At 43.5% G+C, this 13,962-nt stretch carries 15 protein-coding genes; 7 read left to right on the top strand and 8 right to left on the bottom strand.

Annotated elements, in window-relative coordinates; translation table 11 throughout:
* The first annotated feature begins 179 nt into the window (after positions 1-179).
* On the top strand, positions 180-656 hold the full coding sequence (locus AC4II3_RS24065) for a M67 family metallopeptidase (protein ID WP_488017064.1): 477 nt from the start codon (positions 180-182) through the stop codon (positions 654-656).
* A 34-nt stretch (positions 657-690) separates the two neighbouring features.
* Positions 691-1,863, top strand: coding sequence for a molybdopterin-synthase adenylyltransferase MoeB (gene moeB, locus AC4II3_RS24060; protein ID WP_488017062.1), 1,173 nt, complete (start codon positions 691-693; stop codon positions 1,861-1,863).
* Between the two features lie 269 nt (positions 1,864-2,132).
* On the opposite strand, the gene AC4II3_RS24055 is transcribed toward moeB, so the two are convergent.
* The 3 genes from AC4II3_RS24055 to AC4II3_RS24045 all read right to left on the bottom strand — a co-directional run bounded on the left by AC4II3_RS24055 (position 2,133) and on the right by AC4II3_RS24045 (position 4,851).
* The gene (locus AC4II3_RS24055; RefSeq protein ID WP_488017060.1) at positions 2,133-2,717 is read right to left on the bottom strand and encodes a DJ-1/PfpI family protein; all 585 of its coding nucleotides are present in this window, start codon (positions 2,715-2,717) and stop codon (positions 2,133-2,135) included.
* 202 nt (positions 2,718-2,919) lie between these two features.
* A complete protein-coding gene (locus tag AC4II3_RS24050; protein ID WP_488029555.1) occupies positions 2,920-3,780 on the bottom strand; it encodes an Rpn family recombination-promoting nuclease/putative transposase in 861 nt (286 codons plus the stop codon).
* A 207-nt stretch (positions 3,781-3,987) separates the two neighbouring features.
* Entirely contained in the window at positions 3,988-4,851 is an 864-nt protein-coding gene (locus AC4II3_RS24045) for an Rpn family recombination-promoting nuclease/putative transposase (protein ID WP_488013352.1), read from the bottom strand.
* Positions 4,852-5,124: 273 nt separating this feature from the next.
* Here AC4II3_RS24045 and AC4II3_RS24040 point away from each other — a divergent pair, with 273 nt between their 5' ends.
* Positions 5,125-6,624 carry a RecQ family ATP-dependent DNA helicase gene (locus AC4II3_RS24040; protein ID WP_488013350.1) on the top strand — a complete coding sequence of 500 codons (1,500 nt, stop codon included), beginning with the start codon at positions 5,125-5,127 and terminating at the stop codon, positions 6,622-6,624.
* 3 nt (positions 6,625-6,627) lie between these two features.
* Here the strand turns inward: AC4II3_RS24040 and AC4II3_RS24035 are convergent, their stop codons facing one another.
* From AC4II3_RS24035 to miaA, 3 genes are all read right to left on the bottom strand, one after another.
* Positions 6,628-7,017, bottom strand: coding sequence for a hypothetical protein (locus tag AC4II3_RS24035; RefSeq protein WP_488013348.1), 390 nt, complete (start codon positions 7,015-7,017; stop codon positions 6,628-6,630).
* A 21-nt stretch (positions 7,018-7,038) separates the two neighbouring features.
* On the bottom strand, positions 7,039-7,245 hold the full coding sequence (locus AC4II3_RS24030) for a hypothetical protein (RefSeq protein WP_488013346.1): 207 nt from the start codon (positions 7,243-7,245) through the stop codon (positions 7,039-7,041).
* 103 nt (positions 7,246-7,348) lie between these two features.
* A complete protein-coding gene (gene miaA / locus AC4II3_RS24025) occupies positions 7,349-8,335 on the bottom strand; it encodes a tRNA (adenosine(37)-N6)-dimethylallyltransferase MiaA (protein WP_488013344.1) in 987 nt (328 codons plus the stop codon).
* A gap of 161 nt (positions 8,336-8,496) precedes the next feature.
* Between miaA and gyrB the strand changes: the two genes are divergently transcribed.
* Positions 8,497-11,100 (top strand): DNA topoisomerase (ATP-hydrolyzing) subunit B, encoded by a 2,604-nt coding sequence (gene gyrB, locus AC4II3_RS24020; RefSeq protein ID WP_488013342.1) that lies wholly within the window; start codon positions 8,497-8,499, stop codon positions 11,098-11,100.
* A gap of 147 nt (positions 11,101-11,247) precedes the next feature.
* Here the strand turns inward: gyrB and AC4II3_RS24015 are convergent, their stop codons facing one another.
* Positions 11,248-11,715, bottom strand: a complete 468-nt coding sequence (locus tag AC4II3_RS24015) for a DUF7689 domain-containing protein (RefSeq protein WP_293108338.1) — start codon at positions 11,713-11,715, stop codon at positions 11,248-11,250.
* Complete coding sequence (locus tag AC4II3_RS24010) at positions 11,709-12,017, bottom strand: hypothetical protein (protein ID WP_488013339.1); 309 nt, start codon at positions 12,015-12,017, stop codon at positions 11,709-11,711. Before AC4II3_RS24010 ends, AC4II3_RS24015 begins: the two co-directional genes overlap by 7 nt.
* 253 nt (positions 12,018-12,270) lie before the next feature.
* Between AC4II3_RS24010 and AC4II3_RS24005 the strand changes: the two genes are divergently transcribed.
* From AC4II3_RS24005 to AC4II3_RS23995, 3 genes are all read left to right on the top strand, one after another.
* The gene (locus AC4II3_RS24005) at positions 12,271-12,687 is read left to right on the top strand and encodes a XisH family protein (protein WP_488013337.1); all 417 of its coding nucleotides are present in this window, start codon (positions 12,271-12,273) and stop codon (positions 12,685-12,687) included.
* Positions 12,675-12,998, top strand: a complete 324-nt coding sequence (locus tag AC4II3_RS24000; RefSeq protein ID WP_293108345.1) for a XisI protein — start codon at positions 12,675-12,677, stop codon at positions 12,996-12,998. Before AC4II3_RS24005 ends, AC4II3_RS24000 begins: the two co-directional genes overlap by 13 nt.
* Positions 12,999-13,115: 117 nt before the next feature.
* Positions 13,116-13,962 (top strand): Rpn family recombination-promoting nuclease/putative transposase (locus tag AC4II3_RS23995; protein WP_488013335.1); only part of this gene is annotated, 847 nt, incomplete at its 3' end.

The raw sequence follows: 13,962 nt of genomic DNA, 5'->3' as shown, positions 1-13,962 counted from the left end.
CTATCAGCTATCAGCTATCAGCTATCAGCTATCAGCTATCAGCTATCAGCTATCAAATTATGGGCTATGGCTGAACGCGCACGTGTGCGCATAGGCTGACGGCTGACGGCTGACGGCTTACATATACACTCAACTGTCAACAAAAAAAGAGTTACTTCAAGGGTGATAGTTAAATCGGTATGGGCTTAACACTGGACAGTGAGCATCAACTGGCAATTCAAAACCACGCAGAAAGTACCTATCCTGAAGAGTGCTGCGGTTTACTATTGGGTAAGCACCGGGGTGAGGTGAAAACTCTGGTTGAGGTATTACCCACACCGAACAACTGGGATGGTGAAGCAGCTGATGCCTATCCTACGGTTGAGGGCAAACATCAGGGAGATTATAGCAGACAGCGCCGATTCAGCATTGCTCCTGAGGTGCTAATGCGGGCACAAAAAGACGCACGCGATCGCAATCTCGATATAATCGGGATCTATCACTCTCATCCGGATCACCCAGCGGTACCTTCAGAATTTGATCGTGCGATCGCATGGCAGCAATACTCGTATATTATTGTTGCCGTTGAGGAAGGTAAAGCGTGTGACTTCAGAAGTTGGAGCCTGGATGAACAGCACCAGTTCCAGCCAGAAGAAACTATCATGATCAAAGGTTAAGTCCTGAGTCTTACCGCTTCAAACCCAACATGCCATGTTAAATCCCAATCTAGATGAAATCCAATTAAGTAAAGACGAATACGAACGTTACTCCCGACACCTGATTTTGCCCGAAGTTGGGTTAGATGGACAAAAACGCCTCAAAGCTGCCAGTGTCCTATGTATAGGTAGTGGTGGATTAGGTTCACCCCTATTGCTCTATCTTGCTGCTGCTGGAATTGGAAACCTAGGTCTAGTAGATTTCGATGTTGTAGATAGTTCTAACCTCCAACGTCAGGTAATTCACGGGACGTCGTGGGTAGGTAAACCCAAAATTCAGTCGGCCAAAGAGCGGATTCTAGAAATCAACCCTCACTGTCAGGTAGACCTCTACGAAACCCTGCTGAATTCCGAGAATGCCTTGGAAATCATGGCACCCTATGACATTATCGTCGATGGTACGGACAATTTCCCCACCCGTTACCTAGTCAATGATGCGTGTGTACTTCTGAATAAGCCAAACGTCTATGGCTCTATTTTCCGGTTTGAGGGACAGGCGACAGTCTTTAATTACGAAGGTGGTCCCAACTACCGCGACTTGTTCCCTGAGCCCCCACCACCAGGAATGGTACCTTCCTGTGCCGAAGGAGGGGTTTTGGGCATTCTGCCAGGAATTATTGGGGTGATTCAAGCAACGGAAACGGTCAAAATTATTTTAGGCCAGGGGGATACCCTCAGTGGACGTTTGTTGCTGTACAACTCTTTAAATATGACCTTCCGGGAATTGAAACTTGGACTCAATCCAGAACGACCGGTGATTGAGAAGTTGATTGACTATCAACAATTCTGTGGCATTCCCCAAGCTAAAGAAGAGGAAGCCAAACGCCAGATGGATATCAAAGAGATGAATGTCCAGGAGCTCAAGGAACTCATGGATAGTGGTGCGGATGATTTTGTTTTGATTGATGTCCGCAATCCCCATGAGTATGACATTGCTAAGATTTCTGGCTCAGTGCTAGTGCCATTACCGGATATTGAACAAGGTTCTGGTGTAGCAAAAGTCAAGGAACTGGTTAATGGTCATCGCTTGATTGCCCATTGCAAAAAGGGAGGTCGCTCAGCTAAAGCATTGGGAATTTTGAAAGAGGCTGGTATTGAAGGGATTAATGTCAAAGGAGGTATTACCGCCTGGAGTCAGGAAATTGATTCATCAGTACCGCAATACTAACTAAATATATAGCAATTATGGTGAACCAGTCAGGGACATTGCTTATCCTTTGAAGGCAAAAGGCAAAAGGCAAAAGGCAAAAGGCAAAAGGCAATAGTCAAGAAGGTTTTAACCAGGGAACAGAACTATGTCTTAACCTTGTCTTGGACTGCTATAGGAACTGGATCTGGCCACGGTAACGCGAATTCCATTAGTTGTATTTGGTGCGATCGCAGATGAGTTTGCGATCGCTATTTTATGTATATTGGACCTCACCCCATGGATAAGTCCTATGAATGCTCAATGCGAGTACCTAAAACCTTGAGGAATTCTGCTAGCCACTGGGGATGAGCAGGCCAAGCGGGAGCTGTTACTAAATTACCGTCTACTATTGCTTGATCTACTGGGATGTCAGCATAGCTTCCACCAGCACGGGTAACATCGGGACCACAGGCTGGATAAGCGGAACATTTTTTACCCTGGAGTACATCTGCTGCTGCCAACAATTGAGCACCATGACAAATTGCTGCGATTGGTTTGTTTGCTTGGGCAAAGTGCTGCACGATTTTGATCACATCTTGATTGAGGCGGATGTATTCTGGTGCTCGCCCCCCTGGAATCACTAGGGCGTCATAATCTTCAGGATTTATGGCATCAAAGGTGGCGTTGAGGATGAAGTTGTGACCAGGCTTCTCCGTGTAAGTCTGGTCTCCTTCAAAGTCATGAACCGCTGTGCGAACAATGTCCCCAGCTTTTTTGTCAGGACAGACAGCATCAACGGTATGTCCTACCATCTGCAACCCTTGGAAGGGAACCATCACTTCGTAGTCTTCTACAAAGTCACCTACGAGCATTAAGATTTGCTTTCCTGCCATGTTATCTCTCCTGTGGTTTAAATCGGCATTGCTATTGAGCAATCCTAATGTATCAAGGTTCTGACGTTGTTCGCATAGCGTGGCCTTTTGGCCAAAATTGTCTGTCAGAATGTAGAATCTAGAATGCAGAATTAAGAATGTAGAATCTATAATTCTTAATTCTTAATTCTTAATTCTTAATTCTTAATTCTTAAATTGGGATTTAGTGCTCCAACCAAATCGCTAAATCCGTTGCAGTCTCAAAATCCAACAATGCTTCACTCAATTCCTCCAATCGAGTAATGGATAATCCCTCAATCCGCTGTTGGAGCACAGGGTCAAGTAAACCTAACCTCAGGGTTAGCTGACGCATCACAACTAATAGGGCTCCCTCCTGCTTGCCGCGCTGGAGTCCCTGCTGGAGTCCCTGCTGGAGTCCCTTTTGGACTCCCTTTTGGATAATATCTTGATAGGTGACTGATTCTTCCATAATTTCCTCTGATAACAATCGACGGACTAACTCTTTGTCAAACCGCAAACCAGCCAATACATCCACACAGGCTGCTAAGTTTCCTCGTAATGGTTTTTCTTCAATTCTATCCACTTCGGCAACCACTTGCTCTAACAATCCTAGGGGCTGATTACTCCTAGCTAGAGTTGCCAAGGGTAACAGAGCTCGATTGGCTAACAGTGGTTGAGGGTCTTGCTCCCACAGACGAATTATTCGATAAGAGTGCCAGGTGTTAGTATCCCTAAACTCGTTCGTAAATACCAGATCTGAGGTCGTAGATTTTAGGAAAATTACCACCTGGTCAATCCGACATCGATACTTGCGGTGTAGTCTGACCCAATAGTCCAACATCCGAAATGGTAGTGGTGGCTGGGATTGGGGTACAGTTTGAAATTCTAGGTGCAGAATTTGGTTAGTACTTTGCAGTAGACTCAGAGCATCAGCTTGAATTGGTTCAGCACTTAATTCGGCTTTAAGTACCTGAATATCTCTAGGTTCTTCACCCAATAGCCAATGAAAAAACTCTGATGGGTATTCTTCTGCTAAGTATTTACAGATATTATCGTAAGCCAAGGCAAATTGTTTAAACTTAACACTATCTCAGACAGTGTAGTGAATCTGAACTAAAAAATTGATCGCACCTGGATCTTGTTTATGGAGTCAAGCTATGATACCCCAGCACTAATGATTTAGATAAAATCTAAAAAAGACCTGATTAGATCAGGTCTTATCAAAATCATCTTCCCACCAAAAATCCTGGTGAACACTAACAGTTCAATATCAGCCGTGCTCCAACCAAACCGCTAAATCCGTTGCGGTCTTAAAATCCAACAACGCTTCACTCAATTCCTCCAATCGAGTAATGGATAATCCCTCAATCCGCTGTTGGAGCACAGGGTCAATTAAACCTAACCTCAGGGTTAGCAAACGCATCACAATTAATACCGCTTCCTCCTGTTTTCCTCGGTCGAGTCCCTGCTGGATTCCCTGCTGGAGTCCCTTTTGAACTCCCTTCTGGATAATATCTTGATAAGTGACTGATTCTTCCATAATTTCCTCCCTCAATAATCGACGGACTAAAGCTTTATCAAACCGTAAACCAGCCAGTACATCCACACAAGCTGCTAGGTTTCCCCGTAATGGTTTTTCTTCAATTGTATCCACTTCGGCAACCACTTGCTGTAACAATTGATTAGGGTTATTGCTCCTAGCTAGAGTGGCCAAGGGTAACAGAGCTCGATTGGCCAATAGTGGTAATGGGTCTTGCTCCCACAAGCGAATTACTTGATAACGATGCCAAGTATTAGTATCCCTAAACTCGTTACTATATGCCATCTGTGAGGTCGTAGACTTTAGAAAAATCACCACCTGGTCAATCCGACATCGGTACTTGCGGTGTAGTCTGACCCAATAGTCCAACATCCGAAATGGTAGTGGTGGATCGGATGGGGGTACAGTTTGAAATTCTAGGTGCAGAATTTGGTTAGTACTTTGCAGTAGACTCAGAGCATCAGCTTGAATGGGTTCACTACTCAATTCAGTTTTAAGTACCTGAATATCATGAGGTTCTTCACCCAATAGCCAATGAAAAAACTCCGATGGGTATTCTTCGGCTAAGTATTTACAAATATTATCGTAGGCCAAGGCAAATTGTTCAAAGTTAACACTATCTCAGATAGTGTAGTGAATCTGAACTAGAAAATTGATCGCACCTGGATCTTGTTTATGGAGTCAAGCTATGATAGTAGCTTTGATTTTAGTTGTTTAGGGTGCGTTAGGGACGGGCTCGCATGTCTTTACTACGGAATCTCACGGACATTATTTGACTAATCATACTAGCAAAATCCGTTGATATTCTAGTGTATAACCGTTCAGGCTTTCTCTAAGCTGAAAAGGAATCAAGGAGAGTGAAGCAGGATGGTTGTTCAAAACACTAGCAATAATAGCAATACTACTAATAGTAATCAATCCAGTAATCATCAATGGGATGATGTTCGTGCAGCATTGAAACGATTCTGGGGCTACGATGATTTTCGACCTCCCCAAGGTGAAATTATTCGGATGATTTTAGAACAACGGGATGCTTTAATTGTTTTGCCTACTGGTGGTGGGAAGTCGATTTGTTTTCAACTACCAGCTTTACTACAAACTGGATTAACATTAGTGATTTCTCCACTGGTAGCATTGATGGAAAATCAGGTGCAGGAATTGCGCGATCGCAAATTACCTGCTGCTCTGTTACATAGTGAATTACCTCGCTACCAACGGCAACAAACCCTTCAAGCAATCGAAAAGCAACAACTGCGATTGCTCTACTTATCCCCAGAAACCCTACTCAGTGCAGCAGTGTGGAAACGGTTGTGTCAGCCACAGCTTCAGATTAATGGATTGATTTTAGATGAAGCCCATTGTTTGGTTCAATGGGGTGATACCTTTAGACCCGCTTATCGCCGTTTGGGTGCAGTAAGACCAGCACTGCTTAAGTGTAAGCCCAAGGGAACAAAAATTGCGATCGCATCCTTTACTGCTACCGCTGACCCCAAGGCTCAACAAACCATCCGCAAAGTCTTGCAATTGCAACAACCCCAAACATTTTTAATTAGCCCCTATCGAGACAATCTTAACCTCCACGTCCAAACCGTCTGGACTCCGAAAGGACGCCGCCAACGAGTATTGAACTATATTAAAGCCAGACCTAAACAAGCTGGGTTAGTCTATGTCCGTTCCCGAAAAGATAGTGAAGTGTTAGCGCAATGGTTTACTTCCTTGGGATATTCCACCGCAGCTTACCACGCTGGCTTGGGTGCTCAGGAGCGTCGGAAAATTGAAGCCAGCTGGATTAGTGGTCAGACCCAATTTGTGGTATGTACCTGTGCCTTTGGCATGGGGATTAATAAGCCAGATGTACGCTGGGTCGTGCATTTCCAAGCACCTTTACTCTTATCGGAATATATTCAGGAAGTAGGTCGTGGTGGCAGGGATGGTAAACCAGCAGATGCTTTGACCTTAGTCAGTGAACCAACAGGATGGTTCAATCCAGAGGATAAGCAACGACAAGAGTTTTTTGCCCATCAAATGCGATCGCAATACCGACAAGCTCAACAGTTAGCAAAGCAATTACCAGCTCAGGGAGAAGTAGCCAAAGTAGCGAAAGAGTTTCCCAATGGTGCCATAGCCTTAGCACTCCTTGACAGTGCTGGTCAACTAGAATGGATTGATCCATTCCATTACCGGCAACACCGGTCTCAAAAATCTTCCTCCCTAGCACAGGTTAGTACTATCCAACAGCAAGCCCAGTCTCAGATGAATCAATACCTGAAAACTCGCCAGTGTCGTTGGCAATTTTTACTAAAGGCATTTGGTTTTACTCAAGACGCGGTTGGCTTTAAATGCGATCGCTGTGATAATTGTTCATAGTATTTAGTTTTCAGATTCCTGTAATTCCTTTAAATAATTATTGAGTTTCAACAGACTATATATTCCTAATGCTGTACCAATTGGTAAACTCAACAGATTCACACATGCCGCAATCCAGTTAGCAGTATTTGGCTTAGCTCGCTGATAGAATAATCCTGCCATTATATTAACAATTCCAAACCCAAGTAGAAATATATGCATGGCGATAGTGAATAAAATTATCCAACTATCACATGCATCTCCTCGGAAAGGTTCATTAAGACATAATGAAGGACGCATCTGGATGATATATCTCGAAAAATCGAAATAAATACGAAATATGAACAATCCAAAGAAGAAATAAATGCCGCCCCAAATATAGTGAAAGATACTGAGCCACTTGAAACGTTTCATAGAGTGCTCTCCATTTCTTGTTTAAGTTCCAGCTATAGTAATTAATATAGCTGGATTACAGCGGACATCTCTGTTAAAGCGATGCAGAGGTGCGACCCGTGGCAAATTTAATTCGACGACTGTAAACGCACCATTACGGTTTTGGAGGAAACCCCTATGAGCGATCCCATCAAGACACGGTTTATCTTCTTGAATAATATCTAATTTAAATGCACCACAGCTTAACACCGAAAACTCCTCCGATATCTTGACTACTGCTCGAAAGTTCCCGATTCCCGATTCCCGATTCCCGATTCCCGATTCCCGATTATAAATTCTTAATTCTCAATTCTTAATTCTTAATTCTTAATTCTAAAAAACCTTCTATCCGCTCCCAAACCTTCTCTAACAAATCAGGAGAATCAGCATCAAACCATTCAATCTCAGGATAAGCCTTAAACCAAGTGCGTTGACGTTTAGCAAATTGGCGAGTGTGGACAACAGTTAACTCTCTGGCCTGATCAAGGGATACGTTACCAACAAGATAATCTTTAAATTCCCGATATCCCAACGTATCCAGTAACGGTAAATTCCATCCATACTTCTGAACAATAGTTTCCACCTCAGCCACAAATCCGGCTGCTAACATTTGGTCAGTACGCTGAGCAATCCGCTGGGTAATAGTTTCAGAATCCCGACATTCCAAGCCAATCTGGAGAATTGGATAATTAGGAGGATTCTCTCCCTGCTGCTGTGATATCGGAATTCCAGTTACATAAAATACTTCCAATGCTCGCAATGTCCGCACTTGGTCATTGGGATGAATCTTCTGAGCAGCAACAGGGTCAATCTGTTGGAGGAAATTATAGAGCTGAGCTTGACCAAGAGCAGCTAGTTGCGGACGCAAATCTTCCTGAGGCGCAACCCGAGGAATTTTTAACCCCCGCACTATCGATTTGATATATAAACCAGTACCGCCAACTAAAAAAAGAGGGTTATTGTTTAACTCTGCCTGATCTACCCAGTCTTTCCTGTGTTCGCTAGCTATAATTTCCTGGGCTTGCTGTTGATAATCAGCTACAGTTAACGTTTCGGTTGGGTCACAGATATCGATTAGATAATGGGGTACCTGCTGTTGTTGAGCCAGTGTCGGCTTAGCGGTTCCAATATCAAATTCCCGGTAAACCTGACGAGAATCAGCATTAATAATTATTGAACTAACTCGCTGTGCTAATGCTATCCCTAGACTCGACTTACCTGTGGCTGTGGCACCACAAATTACTATTACTGCTGAGTGCTCAGTGCTGAGTTTTGAGTTTTGAGGGGAGGGCTGTTTCATCTGACACCATCATAAACTATATAGTCAATCCCCTATATAAATAACCTATGAAAATGGGCTGTGGTCGCCTGTAAGGCTTTTGTGTTACAATCTTCGAGTGTTTTGTCATTTTTGATGAATCATAGCCTTTCAAAGCTTTTAACGGAGAACCCCGAAAGATTATGACGAGTAGTTACAGTGCCGATCAGATTCAAGTTCTAGAAGGTCTCGAACCGGTGCGGAAACGCCCAGGGATGTACATCGGGACAACTGGACCTAGGGGTCTCCATCATCTAGTCTACGAAGTTGTAGACAATTCCATCGATGAAGCGCTGGCTGGGTATTGTACTCACATCGAAGTTGATATCAATAGCAATGGTTCCGTAACCGTTACCGATGACGGACGAGGGGTTCCTACAGACACCCACCCTACCACAGGGAAATCAGCACTGGAAACCGTAATGACCGTACTTCATGCCGGTGGTAAATTTGGTGGCGGCGGCTATAAAGTCTCTGGAGGATTGCACGGTGTTGGTGTTTCCGTAGTCAATGCTCTGTCTGAGTGGGTAGAGGTAACGGTGTGGCGGGATAAAAAAGAACATACCCAGCGCTATGAGCGGGGTGTGCCCATGACTGAACTACTCGTCAAGCCCTATAAAAAGACCCACACTGGTACCTCAGTAAACTTCAAGCCAGATACCGAAATCTTTACTGGCGGTATTGAGTTTGATTACACCACCTTATCCGGACGTCTCCGAGAACTGGCTTACCTCAATGCTGGTGTTAAAATTACCTTCTCAGACCATCGCCTGGAAGAACCCAGAGTAGAAACCTATCACTACGAAGGAGGGATCCAGGAATATGTCGCTTACATGAACCGAGAAAAGCACGCCCTACACGAGGAAATTATCTATATACAAGGGGAACGCAACAATATCCAAGTGGAAGTGGCACTACAATGGTGCATTGATGCCTATAGTGATAATTTGCTGGGTTTTGCTAACAATATTCGCACCATTGATGGTGGTACCCACTTGGAAGGGCTCAAGACAGTCTTGACCCGAACCATGAATGCGATCGCACGCAAGCGTAATAAAATCAAAGAAAATGAGTCTAACCTAGGTGGTGAGAATGTCCGAGAAGGATTAACTGGGGTGATTTCTGTCAAAGTCCCAGAGCCAGAATTTGAAGGTCAAACCAAAACTAAACTGGGGAATACAGAAGTAAGGGGCATTGTAGATTCCCTAGTTGGGGAAGTCTTGACTGAATACCTGGATTTTCGTCCCCAAGTAGTCGATACGATCTTAGAAAAAGCGATTCAAGCCTATAAAGCCGCAGAAGCTGCTCGTCGTGCTCGTGAATTAGTGCGGCGCAAGTCAGTACTAGAGTCTTCTCCCTTACCCGGTAAGTTAGCCGATTGTAGTTCTCGGGACCCAGGGGAATCAGAGATATTCATCGTTGAAGGGGATAGTGCAGGGGGATGTTTTTCTGGAGAGACACAGGTTGCCCTGGCTGATGGACGCTCCTTGAGCTTCAAGGAACTTGTAGCTGAACAAGCTATGGGTAAAGAGCATTTTTGCTACACCATTACCAATAACGGCAGCATCGGAATAGAACGGATTATTAATCCCAGAATGACCAAAGCCAATGCTGAAGTCATCAAACTTACCTTAGATAACTCAGAAACCATTATTTGCACTCCCGATCACCGCTTCATGTTGCAAGATGGTAGTTATAAGTCAGCAGTATCTCTGACTCCTGATGATTTGCTAATGCCTCTATATCGCCCACTGGCAGAAATCAGGAAACAGGCAAACATCAAAACCCACAACAAAGAAGCTTATTCCGCTTTTGCAGGTAATCAGACACAGGTTTGTGACGCTGTTGCTAACTATAACAGCGTTGCTGAATTGAAGTATGAATTCCCGTACGTTGGGTTGTGGTCAAGCCCCCTAAATCCCCCAACTTTGGGGGACTTTAAGAGTTTTGTTCCCCCCAAAATTGGGGGGCTAGGGGGGCAAAATCATACCCAAAATCAGCAAAGCAACTATAACTACCAAGTTGTTTCCATTGAACCCCTAGAACAATTGGTGGATGTTTATGATATTGAAGTGCCTCATACCCATAATTTCGCTTTAGAGAGTGGGGTATTTGTTCACAACAGTGCTAAACAAGGACGCGATCGCCAATTCCAAGCCATTCTCCCCCTGCGTGGTAAAATCCTCAACATTGAAAAAACTGATGATGCCAAAATTTACAAGAACACAGAAATCCAATCCCTAATTACAGCCCTAGGGCTAGGGATTAAAGGAGAAGAATTCGATCCGTCCAATTTACGCTACCACCGCATTGTAATAATGACTGATGCTGATGTGGATGGCGCTCACATCCGTACTTTATTACTAACCTTCTTCTACCGCTATCAACGAGCCCTTGTGGACCAAGGCTACATCTACATCGCTTGTCCTCCGTTATATAAACTAGAACGAGGTCGCAACCATAACTATTGTTATAGCGATCGCGAACTACAAGAGCGGATTAGCCAATTTCCCGAAAACGCTAACTATAACATCCAACGATTCAAAGGATTAGGTGAAATGATGCCACAGCAGTTGTGGGACACCACCATGAATCCAGAAACTCGCACCATGAAGCAAATCGAAATCGAAGATGCTGCTGAAGCAGACAGAATCTTTACTGTACTCATGGGAGACCGAGTTGCTCCTCGCCGCCAATTCATTGAAACCTATGGCGCTCGACTCAATCTAAACGATTTAGATATTTAGTGGCGTAGGGTGCGTTAGGGACGGGCGAGCCCTTATTTCCTCGGTAGTAAATGTTAATAAAATCCGTCCCGTAACGCACCACCCAAACCGCAAAAATGAGATGCACCCAGCTACCCACACCCCACACCCCACACCCCACACCCTAATTTATCTACCTACTTGTCGCTTCATAACTTGGGCGACTTGACCGTATTTGTCTCCAGTTAACCCTTCTAATGTATCATGTTCAATATCCTCATCCTGTCCTAATTTACTCGTCCATTTTCCGTTTAATAGTTGTCTAGCAACATGAGTGGGTTTACCATTTAAAATGTAAATGGCTATTTTTTGATAATTTTCTTCTAAATCAGGGGTTTCACAGATTACATAACCAAGAGTTTCAAAAGCTTTAATAAAAGCCAAAAGTGTCTCAACTCTTGGAACATTAACTGGCCAATAACTCTCTTTCATTGGATCTGGCCACCACCATCTTTGAGTATCTTCAGCCGCCCAAGCTACACAATTATAATCAATTGTATCAGCACTGGTTATGTGATAATTTGTAGAGACTAAATTAGGATAATCCCTTTCAATCCATTGTCTGACTTGCGATAACCACGCCTCATTGCCTACCATTTATAACCGTTACGGAGTCCCCAATTTAGCCATGCTTTGATCATTTCTTGAGTATTCCCCTGATGTTCTTCTTGAACAGGATCTTCTCTAGTAATGGATTTTAAAGCCCAAAACCACCGTCCAGATTTTTGTTCAAGTTCCCTTAATAATAACGGAATTGCTTCTTTTCCCATGCCAATAATTTGTTGATAAGCAGGATGCATAGCTGCTTGAGTGGTTGATGAAATTCCTCTGGTTTCTTCCCGCCACTGCTGAACGAGTTGCCTAAACGTTTGTTCGATATCTTCTTGAATTAGGGACATTTTCTCTCCATTTTGTGGTTGTAAGTAGAGGTAGAGTGGGCAAATCATTAACCATTAACCAATTGATCATCAATCATGTCTATTTGCCCACCCTACTTTATCTAAAGCGGTTTAATCAATTAGTGAGCCAATAATCAAGTCCAGTAGGGTGTGTTAGGGACGGGCTCGCACTGATTTTCCGTCTGGTAGTGTTGGGACAGCCCGTCCCGTAACGCACCGCCAGTGTTGGGAATTTCATTATAATAATCAAAGTATGGCCAAAGATATTTTCCACAATACAGTTAAAATAGCTTTACAAAAAGATGGTTGGCTGATTACTCACGATCCCTATCAACTACGCTACGGCATGGCTGATATCTATATCGATCTGGCTGCGGAAGAAGCGATCGCTGCTGAGAAAGAAGGTTGTAAAATAGCAGTGGAGGTTAAAAGCTTTGTCCGTGGCTCAACTATCTCTCAATTTCACACCGCTCTTGGTCAGTTTCTTAACTATCGGATTGCTTTAGAAATATCTGATGAGCCAGAACGCATTTTGTATCTGGCGATTCCCAAAGATACCTACCAAATGTTCATCAGATTTGAACCTGCCAAAACTGTGATTGAACGATATGAAGTCCGATTAATTGTTTACGATCCGAATCATGAGGTTATTGACCAATGGATAAATTAGATCAGTATCGTCAGATTACCTGCGAATTTTTAGAAAGTTTTGCCAGTTATGATATCAATGCTCAACTTATCTTTGATAGAGAACGGGATCGTTATTTAGTTTTCCACAACGAATGGCGTAATGAGTACCGCATCTATGGTTGTGCCATGCATCTTGAGCTGATCGAAGGTCAAATCTGGATACAGCACAATAGTACTGAGATTTATATCGATAGTGAATTAATTGAGCGGGGTGTTTCTCCCAAAGATATTATACTGGGATTTCGCTCTCCCAGCGTTCGCAAACTTATTGCTGCTGCGATGGAAGACTAGGGGCAATAGCTCCAGAGTTTTTTAGTAAAATCAAAGAGATGCACCCAATCGGGAAATAGGGAGATAGACGAAATTAAAGCTAATAAAAATACCTTTTGATTAATCTGAATTTTTGATATGGTTTTCCCCTTGCCAGATAAATACATTGATCTGCTCACGGATTTCGGCTTTAAGCGCGTTTTTGGCACTGAGCCAAATAAGGCACTGTTGATCGACTTCTTAAATACGCTGCTGCCTCCTCACCATCAAATTCAGGATGTCACTATTAAGAATCCAGAGTTCTTGGGTAAGACCTTAGTGGATAGAAGAGCGATTTTCGATATTTATTGTCAGAGCACAAACGGTGAACGCTTCATTGTGGAAATGCAAAAGGCAAAACAAACGTTCTTCAAAGACCGCAGTGTCTACTATGCCACTTTCCCCATCCAAGAACAGGCGCAACAGGGAAATTGGAATTATCAGCTAACCGCAGTCTACACCGTCGGTATTCTGGATTTTAGTTTTGATGACCATAAGCATGATTCAGAACTGTTGCATGTGGTAGAGCTAAAAAATCAGCGGTGTGAAGTGTTCTACGATAAGTTGAAATTCATCTATGTGGAACTACCGAAATTTACTAAATCTGTTGATCAACTAGAAACCCATTTTGATAAGTGGTTATTTTTATTCAGGCATCTGGCGAGCTGTAATGCTCCCCCTGAACCGTTGCAAGGGGATGTGTTTGCCCAGCTATTTGAGGTGGCCGAGATTGCCAATTTCTCCTCTGAAGAGCAAGCCCTGTACCAGGATAGTCTGAAGGTCTACCGGGATATGTACAGTGTTAATCAAACCTTGATTCAGGAAGGTAGACAAGTAGGTAGACAAGAAGGTCTTGAACAAGGTAGACAAGAAGGTCTCGAACAGGGTCTCGAACAAGGTAGACAAGAAGGTCTCGAACAGGGTCTCGAACAAGGTAGACAAGAAG

The sequence above is a fragment of the Moorena sp. genome (assembly GCF_982860115.1).
This window is presented reverse-complemented; position numbering and strand designations above follow the sequence as displayed.

What these genes read in the sequence shown, in the direction of transcription:
- AC4II3_RS24015 (WP_293108338.1), bottom strand. Translation starts at nt 11,715, where the DNA reads ATGGTAGGCAATGAGGCGTGGTTATCGCAAGTCAGACAATGGATTGAA.
- AC4II3_RS24040 (WP_488013350.1), top strand. Translation starts at nt 5,125, where the DNA reads ATGGTTGTTCAAAACACTAGCAATAATAGCAATACTACTAATAGTAAT.
- AC4II3_RS24055 (WP_488017060.1), bottom strand. Translation starts at nt 2,717, where the DNA reads ATGGCAGGAAAGCAAATCTTAATGCTCGTAGGTGACTTTGTAGAAGAC.
- AC4II3_RS24000 (WP_293108345.1), top strand. Translation starts at nt 12,675, where the DNA reads ATGGATAAATTAGATCAGTATCGTCAGATTACCTGCGAATTTTTAGAA.
- AC4II3_RS24005 (WP_488013337.1), top strand. Translation starts at nt 12,271, where the DNA reads ATGGCCAAAGATATTTTCCACAATACAGTTAAAATAGCTTTACAAAAA.
- AC4II3_RS24065 (WP_488017064.1), top strand. Translation starts at nt 180, where the DNA reads ATGGGCTTAACACTGGACAGTGAGCATCAACTGGCAATTCAAAACCAC.
- moeB (WP_488017062.1), top strand. Translation starts at nt 691, where the DNA reads ATGTTAAATCCCAATCTAGATGAAATCCAATTAAGTAAAGACGAATAC.
- AC4II3_RS24010 (WP_488013339.1), bottom strand. Translation starts at nt 12,017, where the DNA reads ATGTCCCTAATTCAAGAAGATATCGAACAAACGTTTAGGCAACTCGTT.
- AC4II3_RS24035 (WP_488013348.1), bottom strand. Translation starts at nt 7,017, where the DNA reads ATGAAACGTTTCAAGTGGCTCAGTATCTTTCACTATATTTGGGGCGGC.
- miaA (WP_488013344.1), bottom strand. Translation starts at nt 8,335, where the DNA reads ATGAAACAGCCCTCCCCTCAAAACTCAAAACTCAGCACTGAGCACTCA.
- gyrB (WP_488013342.1), top strand. Translation starts at nt 8,497, where the DNA reads ATGACGAGTAGTTACAGTGCCGATCAGATTCAAGTTCTAGAAGGTCTC.